Below are 11,966 nucleotides of genomic sequence, written 5' to 3' on the forward strand. Positions count from 1 at the left end.
TCATCCCGGTATGACCACCCGAACCGGAACCGATTTCGCCGCTGGCACGTGCGCCTTTTCGGCCCGATGCCAGAGCGGGATGAGCGGATTGAGCTCGGGATAATAGCCGGCGCAATCGCCGCGCGGAATTGAGTAGGGCGTAACGCGAAGGCCGCGCACCTGTCGTTCGACACCGTCGTCGGCCGCGGACTCCAGGTCGATCACCTCGCCGTCATGGAGGCCCAGCCGTTCGATATCGTGCGCGTTCATCAGCAGCACCATCCGCGTCCCGCTGATGCCGCGAAGGCGATCCCGGTAGCCGTAGATGGTGGTATTGAACTGGTCGTTGGAGCGAACCGTGATCAGTGTCAGCGCATCCGACCGCGAGACGTCGATGTCGGGATCCGTTTCGAGCATCGTCGGCGGCTTGAAGTTGGCTTTCTTGTTGGGGGTCTGCCACACCCGCTTGGAGGCCTTGATGTCGCGATGAAAACCGCCCGGCACCAGGAAGCGTTTGTTGAAGTCCTTGAAGTGGTCTGGATAACAACGTTCGATTTCGTCCCGCACGCGCGAATAGTCGGCCACCCATTCATCCCAGGGAATTGAACTCCTTCCCGCGACCGTCGCCTTGGCGAGCTCGGCGACGATCTTTGGCTCGGAGAGCAGACTGGGTCCGGCCGGCGGGCGATAGCCGAAGGAACCGTGGATGCAGGCTGTGGAATCCTCCATCGAGACATGCTGCTCGCCGGTAGCCTGCAAATCCTTCTCGATGCGTGAGAGACAGGGCAGCAAATAGGTGACCGCTCCCGGTATCAGGTGACTGCGGTTCAGTTTCGTGGCGATCTGGACATGCAATCTCAGGTGCCGCCAGGCGTCTTCGACAAGTCCGGTTTCCGGAACGGCCCGCACGAAGTTGCCGCCCAGTCCGATGAACCCCTTCACCGAGCCGTCGATCACGCCTTCGCATGTTTCGACCGTGTCGCGCCCTTTCTCGCGCGGCGGCTCGAAATTGTAGAATTCGGCGAACTTGTCGAGGGGGACAAGTTCCGGCTTTTCGGAGATGCCGACGGTGCGTTGGCCCTGGACGTTGGAGTGGCCGCGAAGCGGCGACACGCCGGCGCCGCGCTTGCCGACATTGCCGCGCATCAGCAGCAGATTGCAAAGCATGTGGACGTTCTCGGTCCCGTGCCGGTGCTGCGTCAGGCCCATGCCGTAATTGCCGATGACCGCCGATGCCTTGCTGTAGATCTCAGCCACATGCTCCAGATCGGCGCGCGCAATGCCCGAACGCGCTTCGATCCTGTCCCAGGATGTGCGGCGCAGATAGGCTTCGAACGCATCGAAGCCGTGTGTATGTTCCTCGATGAAAGCCGTGTCGAGGACACGCGGCGCGCCAGCATTCTTTGCCGCGTCGTCGAGCGCCAAAACGGCCTTCGCAATGCCCGTCATGGCGGCGATGTCGCCGCCGCCGCGAATCTGGAAGAAGTCGCTCGACATCCTGGTGCCGGCGCCCGGCGAAAGCATTTCAACCGGGCTCTGTGGATTCTTGAAGCGCTTCAGGCCGCGCTCCGGCAGTGGATTGAAGGTGATGACGGGTATGCCGCGCTGGCGCGCCTCCTCGATCGGGTGAAGCAATCGCGGCGCGCTCACGCCGGTGTTGTGGCCAAAGAAGAACATCAGGTCGCAATGGCCGAAGTCCTCCAATTGCACGGTGCCGACCGGCGAGCCGATGGACTCGGGCAGGCCGACCGAAGTCGACTCGTGGCACATGTTGGAGGAGTCCGGCAGATTGCCCGAGCCGTAGGTGCGCGCGAAAAGCTGATACATGAACGACGCCTCGAGCGAGGCGCGGCCCGAGGTATAGAACACGACCGATCTCGGATCGAGCTTGCGGAGCTCCTCGCCGATGTCGCGGAACGCGGCCCCCCACCCGACCGGCTCATATTTGTCGGTGACCTCGTTGTAGCGCATCGGTTCGAGCAGCCGGCCCTGCTTCTCAAGATCGTGATCGGGCCAATCGAGCAGCTCGTTGACGGAGTGGGCGGCGAAGAACTCCGGGCCGCAGCGCCGTTTCGTCTGGTCCCAGATCGTGGCCTTGGCGCCGTTCTCGCAGAATTCAAACGGGCGCGGCTCGGCGGGCTTCGCCCAGGAGCAGGAGACGCACATATAGCCGTCGGCCTTGTTCTGCTTGAGCAGCGTGCTCCAGATGCCCGACATCAGCAAGCCTTCGCCGCGTGCCTTGCGGATCAATGATTTGAGGGATCCCCATCCGCCGGTCGGATGGTTGTATTTGCGGATTTCGACATGATCGGTGGTGGAGGGATTCATGGTGGAGCTCGGCTCGTATTGCTTTGATCTCCAACCCGCACGGTTTCACAATGTTCCAGCCTCCACCGCCATGAAGGTGCCGCTGACGGCGGAACAACACCGGATCGCCGCTGTTTACGGAAACAGGTGGAAGAAGATAAAAAGCCGGAGCGACGGTTGATGGCCAATGACGAGTTGCCGGGAGTGCTGGCGACGCTCCCTGTGATCGACGCAAAGGCGGAGCCGACGCTGAAGAGCGCCGAAGCGGAAGCCTTCTATACGCACGCGATCCGCGAACTTGCTGCCACTGACATCCCTTTCCTGGTCGCCGGAACCTACGCCGTCAGCGCCTATACCGGCGTCGTACGCCAGACCAAGGACCTCGATATCTTCTGCAAGGCCGGCGATTGCCCGCGTATCCTCGCCCATTTCAAGGATATCGGCTACGCGGTCGAGATCGAGGACGACCGCTGGCTAGGGAAGGTCTTCGAAGGCCCGCATTTCTTCGATGTGATCTTTGCTTCCGCCAACGGCACCATGCAGGTCGAGGACCAGTGGCTGGAGAATGCCCGCCAGGTCGAACTCTTGGGCAACCGGGTCCGCATCATCGGGCCGACCGAGCTCATCTGGTCGAAATGCTTCATCCAGGACAGGGGCCGGCATGACGGCGCCGACATCGCCCACACCATCCTCAAGGCGCATGAGCAGATCGACTGGCAAAGATTGCTGTCCTATCTCGACACCCACTGGGAGGTGCTCTTGATGCAGGTGCTGAATTTCCGGTGGATCTATCCCAGTGAACGCGACCACATTCCCGACTGGCTGCTGGACAATCTGGTCGAGCGGCTCGCCAGGCAGCGGCAATTGCCTCCGCCGAGGATGAAGATCTGCCGCGGCCGGCTACTGTCGCAGGTCGACTATGAGATCGACGTCAAGGAATGGGGTTTTGCGGGCGTCGGCGGCGTTGGAGAATTCCGCGATGGCTGAACGAAGCAAGGCAGATCGCAAAGCGAGCGGCAACGGCAAAGTCAAAGTCGCTGCCGTGGGCGATCTGCATGTCCAGGAAGATGCGCAGACGTCCTACCGCGATCTGTTCGGCGAGGTTTCGCGCGAGGCCGACATCCTCGTGCTTACCGGCGATCTCACCAACCTCGGCAAGCCCAAAGAGGCCGAGCTTCTCGCCGAGGACCTGCGGGCCTGCTCGATCCCCGTCGTCGCCGTACTCGGCAACCACGATTACGAATCCGGCTGCGTCGACCAGATCGCGGCGACGCTCCGTCAGGCCGGCGTCTATCTCCTCGACGGGCAGGCGACGGAACTGATGGATGTCGGCTTTGTCGGCGTCAAGGGTTTTGTCGGCGGCTTCGGCTCGAGGATGCTCGGCTCTTTCGGCGAGCCGGCAATCAAGGCCATGGTGGCCGAGAGCGTCAATGAAGCGATGCGGCTGGAGAACGCCATGCGACAGGTCCGCGCCAAGCGCACGCTGGTGGTTCTTCACTATGCGCCGATCCCGGAGACGGTCGCCGGCGAGCCGCCGGAAATCTTCCCGTTCCTCGGATCATCCCGCCTTGCCGAAACGATCGACCGGTTCAAGGTGAGCGCCGTCGTGCATGGCCATGCGCATCGCGGCAGCTATGAGGGCCAGACCCCCGGCGGCGCCAAGGTCTACAATGTCGCCATGCACATCACGAAGCCGACGGGCCGGCCCTACGCGCTGCTCGAAATCTGAACTGGCTGGCGACCGCACCTAGACCTCGTCGAAACGACTGCCTTCCTTGGAAGGATCCTTCGACAGGACGCGTTCCTCCTCGTCGTCGGGCAAGGCTTCGTCGCTGTCCTGGAAGGGGTTGTCGTCATTTTCCTCGGGAAGATCTCCTTCCGCTTCGGCGTCATCCTGCGGGTCGCCGTTCACGGCAACGCTGTCCGGCAGGATTCTGCCGCCCTCAAGAGCGTCCCAATCCTGCTGCTCGATGGTCGGGGCTTCGGTTTCTTCGGTCTTTGCCGGCCGCTGTTTGTCGCGCGGGTCCATGACGTTCTCCAATACTGAGCTTCGACTGGAGAACCCGCCGCAAGACGAGTTGTTCCGCTTCTTGTTCGCCACGGAACGCCGTCGACCGGGAACGGCAGCGCGCCTTGTGACTTATCGTGCGGAACCGGGAACTTTCATGCCTCGCAAGCTCGATCTCAGAAGCGGCACACCTGTCTGGGCTGCCTATCGCTCAACTGCGGTGCCGGCAGACCGCCTGACCCGAGATGTAAAAACCGACATCCTGATCGTCGGCATGGGCATCAGCGGCGCGATGATGGCCGAAGCGCTGACCCGCGATGGCCATTCCGTGATTTGCATCGACAGGCGCGGGCCGCTGAAAGGATCGACGGCAGCCACGACGGCGCTTGTCCAGTTCGAGATCGATCAACCGCTCGTCAGGCTGTCCCGGATGATCGGAGGCGATGCCGCTCGACAGGCTTGGCGGCGCTCGCGACTGTCGCTGCTCAACCTGCGCGGACGCATCGCGGAACTCGATATCCGCTGCCGGGCGGCGGATAGGCCATCGCTTTACCTGGCTGGCAATAGGCTCGATGCGTCGGACCTGCGCCGCGAGGCGGAGGCACGCCGTGAGGCGGGCATTGGAGCGTGCTTGCTAACACGAAAAAAGCTGAGAGAGGATTTCGGGATAGGTCGCGCCGCAGCAATTCTGAGCCATGGCAATCTGGCGCTCGATCCGCGCAAATTGACGTCCGGACTGCTGAGCGCGGCCCTGCAACGCAAGGCGCGGTTCTATGCGCAGGCGGAAGCGACTGCGATCAAGGACAATCGGCTCGGCGTGACGGTGGCGACCCGAGATGGCCCTGTGATCAAGGCCCGCCATCTTATTCTCACAACCGGATACGAACTGCTCGACATCGTGCCGAATACCGGCCATCGCATCATCTCTACATGGGCGATCGCGACGCGCCCGCAGCCGAAAAAACTCTGGCCGCTCGCCGCCATGATCTGGGAGGCTTCCGATCCCTACCTCTATCTCAGGGCCACATCCGACGGCCGCGTGATCTGCGGCGGCGAAGACGAGGAGTTCACCGACGAGGAACGGCGCGACGCCCTGACCGCGCAAAAGACGGATCGCCTTGAGCAGAAACTCGGGAAGATGTTCCCGCAACTGGACACAGCGGCGAACTTCGCCTGGGCAGGCTCATTCGGCGCCACCGGAACCGGACTGCCGATCATCGGCGGCGTGCCGGGGCATCCGCGCGTTCATGCGGTGATGGGCTATGGCGGAAACGGGATCATCTTTTCCCAGATCGCGTCCGAGATCATCTCGGCGTCCATCGCCGGCAAAGATGATGCGGACGCAAGTCTGTTCGCGTTCAAGACATGATCCTCCAGACTTTGTAGCCGCCGGCAGGTTAGGCTACTCGATCTGCTCGAACGTGCACTGGCGCGGCGCTTTGTCGGGTCGCCAGCGCAAGAGCCTGGTGCCGTGGCGGAAGCGGTCGCCGGTGACATGATCGAAACGAACCTCGACCACCAGTTCCGGCTTCACCGCCTCCCATTCGCCGCTGCGCTCTGTGCTCCAGCGGCTCGGTCCGCCGGGGGCCTTGCCGGTGAAACCCGGCCCTCCGCGCAACGCCTCGAGCTTCGTCGTGAGTGCGGCGCGGCTCTCATTGGCAATGGTCGATGTGAAGCCGACATGATCGAGCTGCCCCTGGCCGTTGTAGAGGCCGAGCAGCAACGATCCGACCTGCAGCTTGCCGTTCAGATAGCGGAAGCCGCCGACCACACAGTCCGCCGTGCGCAGCCGCTTGACCTTGACCATCGCGCGCTCGCCTGGCCGATATGGCTCGTCGAGCATCTTGGCGACGACACCGTCGGTCGAGCCGTGGCCGGCGCCTTGCAGCCATTGCCTAGCGGTGGCGACATTAGTGGTGGATGGCGACAGCCGGAGCCCGGCAGAGGGTACTTTGGCCAGGAAGGCCGCCAAAGCGTTACGCCGATCGCCCAAGGGGCGTTCGAGCGTGATCTTGCCGCCCGGGGCGACGAGCATATCGAAGAGGATCAACTGCGCCGGCGTCTCGATGCTCAGCTTGCGGATGCGGCTCTCGGCCGGGTGCAGCCGCATCTGCAACGCGTCAAAGGAAGCGCGACTGTCGATCTCGATGACGATCTCGCCGTCGACGACGAAATCCCCGGCATCGAGGCTTTGCATCGTCGCGATCAATTCGGGAAAGTAGCGGCCAAGCGGCTTGCCCGACTTCGCCCTTAGATCGACCGCCTTGCCGTCCTTGAAGGCAAGACAACGAAATCCATCCCATTTCGGCTCATAAAGCCAAGGGCCGTTTCCCTCCGGCAACACTTCCGCCGTTCGCGCTTCCATCGGCGGCGTGTCCAACGGCAGCGGGAAGCCGCTGTTTTGGGCCACTACCATCGCTCTTCCGTGTCATGGTGCGGCAAGTCGATGCCGCAGCAGACCCAGCCGAGCCGCTGCGAGGACCCGTAATTGTGCCGTGGCTCAAGCTCGGCGGGATCGTCAAAGGTCCCGATATGCATCGCGATTTCCCGAGGGTTCGCGTCATAGGCAAGGGTAAGCGGCGTACCGCAGGACTGGCAGAAACATCTCCGGGCGATTGGCGACGAGCGGCGACAGGTCGGTTCCACGGTCAGCCACGCGAGGCCGGCGACTGGCACCCAGCCAAGCACGGCGAAGGCGCTGCCGGTCGCGCGGCGGCACATATCGCAATGGCAATAATGCACGCGCGGCTCGCCCGTCAGGCGGTAACGGATATTCCCGCACAGGCACCCGCCATATCGCTCGACGGCTGCGTTTCGCGTAAAGACGTCCGGTTGTTCCATCAAGTCTGAACGCCTGATCGAAGATGCGGTTTCGGTAGCGCAGGATTTCACGCGTCAAGATCGATCAGGGCGATGCCGAGGGCTGGTCGTTTCGTGCGCCGCAAATGCACAGGCGATTCCGTCACCGTGACTTCCAGTGTCGGCTTCACCATGCCTTCGAGCAGATGTCCGCCGCGGGTCGATCCATCGCTCAGGCCAAGAACGGCATGGAGATGCAAGCTCGCCTTGCCGCTGTCGTCGACGGCGATGTCGCCGATCGCGCTCAGCACCTCGCATTGTTCGGCGACCGGGATCTCGCGGTAGGATTTCGATTGGAAGTCGAACCAGCCAACCGTCGCTTTTTCAAACGCGCCGATCGCCGTCAGGGAGGCGCCGGCAATTCCCTTCTGACCGGCAAAGTCGGTGAGCGACGCGAAGGCTTCCTCGCCCGGATCGAGCACGACCACGAATGTCCTTTGCCCGGGGGTCTCTGCGACCAGTTTCGATTTCATGATGCCCTTTGGATGTGCCGGTGGCTCTTGGGCAAGAACTCCTAATCAGGACGCATGTTCCAGTCTGTTGAGAGACCCAAGCGACGATCCAGCCGTCAACGGCGGAGTCACGCTTCCGTGAAGTGCCGCGGGTTTTGGGGTGGCCAATGGGAACATTGGCTTCGTTGAAAGGTTAGCGCACGGACCCAGCCAGCCCAGGAGCGAGCCATGTCCCAGCCCTCAGCCCTATCCAATAATGGTCTCAGTCGAAGGCGTTTCATGGCAGGTTCGGTGTCGGCGGCCGCCACTGCGCCTTTACTTGCTTCGCATGCACGGGCCGAGGCGCCGAGCGCAGCCCAGCCGAAACTGAGGCAACCAGCCGTCACGTCGTTGCGGATCAACAGGCAGGCTTATGAGTTGTCGCTCGATACGAGAACCAGCCTGCTCGATGCGTTGCGGGACCATGTCGGACTGACCGGCACCAAGAAGGGCTGCGACCATGGCCAATGCGGCGCGTGCACGGTGCTGGTCGACGGCAAGCGCGTTTTATCCTGTCTGAGCTTCGCCGTGATGAACGACGGCAAGGACATCACGACGGTCGAAGGGCTCGCCTCCAGCGATGGCAAGTTGCATCCGATGCAGCAGGCTTTCATCGACCATGATGCGTTCCAGTGCGGCTATTGCACGCCGGGACAGATCCTGTCGGCGATCGGCTGCGTGAATGAGGGTCACGCGGAATCCGAGGATGACATCCGCGAATATATGAGCGGCAACATCTGTCGCTGCGCCGCCTATCCCAACATCGTCGCCGCTGTCCTGCAGGCACGCGATCAGATGAAGGGAGCGTGACATGCACCCCTTCGTCTACGAACAGCCGACCGACATTTCCGCTGCGGTCGCGATCGCCTCACGCTTCACCACCAACGACGACCAGCCGACTCGCGCGAATGCGCAGTTCATCGCCGGCGGCACCAATCTTGCCGACTATATGAAGCTCGGTGTTGCCGAGCCGAACCGGCTGCTCGACCTCAACCGGCTTGCCGACCCTGGTCTCAGGCAAATCCGGGTCACCGATAATGGTATCCGCTTCGGCGCCCTGGTGCGCATGGGCGAGGCCGCCGACCATGCGGAGGTCAAGCGCCGCTATCCGGTCATTGCCGACAGCCTGCGGCTGGCCGCGAGCGGCCAGATCCGCAACATGGCGAGCCTCGCCGGCAATATCCTGCAGCGCACGCGCTGCGAATATTTTCGCGAGACGTCCTGGCACTGCAACAAGCGCGTGCCCGGTTCGGGTTGCGCGGCAATGGAAGGTTTCAATCGGCAGCACGCGGTGCTCGGCGCGAGCGACGCCTGCATCGCCACCTATCACGGCGATTTCGCCCAGGCGCTGATCGCGCTCGATGCCGTCGTTCATGCCGAAGGCTCGCGCGGGTCGCGAAAGCTACCATTCGCGAAGTTGCATCGGCAGCCCGGCGACACGCCTTATATCGAGACCGACCTTGCGGCCGACGAGATCGTCAGCGCCATCGAAGTACCCGCTATCCCATGGGCGCGGCGCTCGCTCTATCTGAAGATTCGCGACCGCGAATCCTATGCCTTTGCGCTGGCTTCAGCCGCCATTGCGCTCGACCTCGACGGCGACAATGTTCGTGAAGCGCGCATCGCGTTGGGCGGCGTGGCGACGGTGCCTTGGCGCGCCCGCGCGGCCGAAGAAGCCCTGCAAAGCAAGAAGCTGGACGAGGCATCGGCAGGAGTTGCGGCGGATGCCGCCTTCGCCGAAGCACAACCGCGCCAGCACAACGCATTCAAGATCGAACTCGGCAAGCGAACACTGGTGCGCGCGCTGCTCGAAGCCCGCGACATGGAGGTGTGACCATGGACACAGCTGCTCCAAGACCCAAAGAGAACCAGGGCGCACCGCTGCCGCGGGTCGATGCGCGCCTGAAAGTCACCGGGCAGGCGCACTATCCCGCCGACTTGCCCACCGCCAACATCGCCTATGGCGCGCTGGCCGCCAGCAGCATCGCCAAAGGCAAGGTGACGAAGCTCGATCTGGACAAAGCCCGCGCGGTGCCCGGCCTGCTCGACATCGTCACCTATGGCGACATGGACAAGGTCGACAAACCGAAATTCGGCAATTCCGGCGCCACCTCGATCGGCCCATTGCACGACCGTACGATCTTCCATGACGGGCAGATCATCGCGCTTGCCGTCGCCGAGACTTTCGAAGCGGCTGAAGAGGCGGCGCAGCTGATCCGCGCCGAGTATGAGGACGACAAGCCAACCGCGAGCTTCGACAGCCCCGGCACGAAAACCGTCCCGGCGGCCGGCAAGAGCCCTTTGTTCAAGGAGGACGTCAAGGCAGGCGATTTCGACGCGGCTTACGCCGCCGCAGCGGTCAAGATCGACCAGCGTTATTCGACGCCTACCCAGCACCACAATCCGATCGAGTTGTTTTCAACGACCGCGTTCTGGGAGGGCGACCAGCTTGTCGTGCACGAGGCCTCGCAGAACGTCACCGGCTGGAAAGTCGAGCTCGCCCGGCAATTGAAGATCGATCCCGGCAAGGTGCGCATCGTCAGCCCTTTCATCGGCGGCGCCTTCGGCTCGAAGGGACCGATGACGCCTCGCACCGCGATCGTGGCCGTTGCCGCCAAGCGGCTCGGACGTCCGGTGCGTTGCGTGACCAGCCGCATGCAGGCTTTCGGCATTCAGACCTATCGGGCCGAAACGCGGCACCGCATCCGCATCGGCGCCGGCAAAGACGGCCGCATCACCGCTTTCGCGCATGAGGGCTGGGAGGTTACGTCGCGGCCGGACCTTTATGTCGTCGGCGGCACCTCGGCGACTGGCCGGATGTATGACTACGGTTCGGTGCTGACGCATGTCTCGCTGGTGCAGGCCGACCGCAACACGCCTGGCTATATGCGCTCGCCACCCGAAACCCCGTACGTCTACGCGCTGGAGAACGCCATGGACGAAATGGCGGTGGCGCTCGGCATGGATCCGGTCGAGTTCCGTCGCATCAATGAGCCGAAGACGGAGCCGATCGGCAAGAAACCGTTCTCCAGCCGCTCGCTGACCCAGTGCTACGATCAGGCGGCGGAAGCGTTCGGATGGGCCAAGCGAGATCCCAAGGTCGGCGCGATGCGCGACGGCGACTGGCTGATCGGCATGGGCTGCGCCACGGCCATCTATCCGACAGCGGTAGCGCCATGCGCGGCACGCGTGCGCCTCACAGCTGACGGCGAAGTTCGGGTGCAATGCGGTTCGCACGAGATCGGCACCGGCGTGCGCACCGTGGCCGCTCAGATGGCGTCGGAGCGCCTCGGCGTCGGCATCGACAAGATCAGCGTCGAAATGGGCGACAGCAGCCTGCCTCCGGCTCCGGTCTCGGGCGGGTCGATCTCCACGGCCAGTGTCTGCTCGGCGGTGCTCAAGGCATGCGACGCGATCCGCACCAAGCTCTATGCCGCCGCGACCGCCGAGGGGGGTCCGCTGGCCGGTTCCCATAACGAGGAATTCGACCTCGCCGACGGAAAGATCATGGCAAAGGGCGGTGCGTCGGCCAAGGTCGAGGACGTCCTGAAGACCATGCAGGTCGGCGCTATCGAGGAATATGTCGAGTTTGCGCCGAAGGGCGCGACGCCCGAGGCGCTGAAGAAGCTCTATGCCGGCACGCCGGAGTTCCATGGCGCGGACCAGGACGAGGACTCCGTCAAATACGCCTTCGGCGCCGAATTCGTCGAGGTCCGCATCAACCGCTATACCAGGGAGATCCGCGTGCCGCGCATCGTTGGCGCCTTTGCCGCCGGCCGCATCATGAACACGCGCACCGCGCGCAGCCAGTTGATGGGCGGCATGATCTGGGGCATCGGCCAGGCGCTTCACGAGGCGACCGAAGTCGACAGTCGCTATGCCCGCTATGTGAACCGCGACCTGCAGGACTACCTCGTTCCGGTCAATGCCGACATCAAGGACCTGCAGGTGATCCTGGTGCCGGAGGTCGATCACGCCGTCAATCCGGCCGGGGTGAAAGGCCTCGGCGAGCTCGGCAATGTCGGCACGGCCGCGGCCGTCGCGAGCGCGGTCTACCATGCGACCGGCAAGCGCATCCGCGACCTGCCGATCAGGATAGAGCAACTGCTCGCCTGACCATGTCGGATGAAGATCTCCCCGGGAGAGACCAATGTTTCACATTGGCATATGGATGCTGCCTGTCGCGGGCATCCCTCTCATCCTCATTCTGATCTGGATGTACTTTCTCGCCAGGCGCCGAAGCCGACGGTTGGCGAGGAACAGGAGCGAGCCGCCGCAGGCGACGGTGCGGAGCAACGATGGGGAAAGCTAAGGCTTGAGAG

The 11,966-nt window shown here is 63.3% G+C and carries 12 protein-coding genes; 7 read left to right on the top strand and 5 right to left on the bottom strand.

Annotation, left to right across the window (positions count from 1 at the left end):
- Positions 1-2,307, bottom strand: a complete 2,307-nt coding sequence (locus FJ430_RS13275; protein ID WP_140703682.1) for an FdhF/YdeP family oxidoreductase — start codon at positions 2,305-2,307, stop codon at positions 1-3.
- On the opposite strand from FJ430_RS13275, the gene FJ430_RS13280 reads away from it, so the two are divergent.
- From FJ430_RS13280 to FJ430_RS13290, 3 genes are read left to right on the top strand one after another with little or no spacing between them, the layout of a single operon-like run.
- The gene (locus FJ430_RS13280; RefSeq protein WP_181175251.1) at positions 2,306-2,467 is read left to right on the top strand and encodes a hypothetical protein; all 162 of its coding nucleotides are present in this window, start codon (positions 2,306-2,308) and stop codon (positions 2,465-2,467) included. The genes FJ430_RS13275 and FJ430_RS13280 overlap by 2 nt on opposite strands.
- Positions 2,467-3,273: a nucleotidyltransferase family protein gene (locus tag FJ430_RS13285; protein WP_140640594.1), complete on the top strand. Its 807-nt coding sequence runs from the start codon at positions 2,467-2,469 to the stop codon at positions 3,271-3,273. Before FJ430_RS13280 ends, FJ430_RS13285 begins: the two co-directional genes overlap by 1 nt.
- Complete coding sequence (locus FJ430_RS13290; protein WP_140640592.1) at positions 3,266-4,015, top strand: metallophosphoesterase family protein; 750 nt, start codon at positions 3,266-3,268, stop codon at positions 4,013-4,015. The genes FJ430_RS13285 and FJ430_RS13290 overlap by 8 nt, the downstream gene beginning before the upstream one ends.
- A gap of 18 nt (positions 4,016-4,033) precedes the next feature.
- Here the strand turns inward: FJ430_RS13290 and FJ430_RS13295 are convergent, their stop codons facing one another.
- Positions 4,034-4,315 carry a hypothetical protein gene (locus tag FJ430_RS13295; RefSeq protein ID WP_140704297.1) on the bottom strand — a complete coding sequence of 94 codons (282 nt, stop codon included), beginning with the start codon at positions 4,313-4,315 and terminating at the stop codon, positions 4,034-4,036.
- Positions 4,316-4,451: 136 nt separating this feature from the next.
- Between FJ430_RS13295 and FJ430_RS13300 the strand changes: the two genes are divergently transcribed.
- Positions 4,452-5,663, top strand: a complete 1,212-nt coding sequence (locus FJ430_RS13300) for an NAD(P)/FAD-dependent oxidoreductase (protein ID WP_140703680.1) — start codon at positions 4,452-4,454, stop codon at positions 5,661-5,663.
- A gap of 33 nt (positions 5,664-5,696) precedes the next feature.
- Here FJ430_RS13300 and FJ430_RS13305 read toward each other — a convergent pair whose 3' ends face one another.
- Genes FJ430_RS13305 through FJ430_RS13315 form a run of 3 tightly spaced genes read right to left on the bottom strand, consistent with a single transcriptional unit; the run spans position 5,697 to position 7,626 of the window.
- Entirely contained in the window at positions 5,697-6,710 is a 1,014-nt protein-coding gene (locus FJ430_RS13305) for an ATP-dependent DNA ligase (RefSeq protein ID WP_140703678.1), read from the bottom strand.
- Positions 6,704-7,135 carry a GFA family protein gene (locus FJ430_RS13310; RefSeq protein WP_140652645.1) on the bottom strand — a complete coding sequence of 144 codons (432 nt, stop codon included), beginning with the start codon at positions 7,133-7,135 and terminating at the stop codon, positions 6,704-6,706. The genes FJ430_RS13305 and FJ430_RS13310 overlap by 7 nt, the downstream gene beginning before the upstream one ends.
- Positions 7,136-7,182: 47 nt before the next feature.
- A complete protein-coding gene (locus FJ430_RS13315) occupies positions 7,183-7,626 on the bottom strand; it encodes a PPC domain-containing DNA-binding protein (RefSeq protein ID WP_140652647.1) in 444 nt (147 codons plus the stop codon).
- A 258-nt stretch (positions 7,627-7,884) separates the two neighbouring features.
- Here FJ430_RS13315 and FJ430_RS13320 point away from each other — a divergent pair, with 258 nt between their 5' ends.
- The 3 genes from FJ430_RS13320 to FJ430_RS13330 are packed head-to-tail and all read left to right on the top strand — an operon-like array spanning position 7,885 to position 11,760.
- On the top strand, positions 7,885-8,454 hold the full coding sequence (locus FJ430_RS13320; RefSeq protein WP_181175250.1) for a (2Fe-2S)-binding protein: 570 nt from the start codon (positions 7,885-7,887) through the stop codon (positions 8,452-8,454).
- A gap of 1 nt (position 8,455) precedes the next feature.
- Positions 8,456-9,478 (top strand): FAD binding domain-containing protein, encoded by a 1,023-nt coding sequence (locus FJ430_RS13325; protein ID WP_140703676.1) that lies wholly within the window; start codon positions 8,456-8,458, stop codon positions 9,476-9,478.
- A gap of 2 nt (positions 9,479-9,480) precedes the next feature.
- Positions 9,481-11,760, top strand: a complete 2,280-nt coding sequence (locus tag FJ430_RS13330; RefSeq protein WP_140703674.1) for a xanthine dehydrogenase family protein molybdopterin-binding subunit — start codon at positions 9,481-9,483, stop codon at positions 11,758-11,760.
- Positions 11,761-11,966: the final 206 nt, after the last annotated feature.

It is taken from the genome of Mesorhizobium sp. B2-8-5 (genome assembly GCF_006440675.2).
GTDB lineage: Bacteria > Pseudomonadota > Alphaproteobacteria > Rhizobiales > Rhizobiaceae > Mesorhizobium.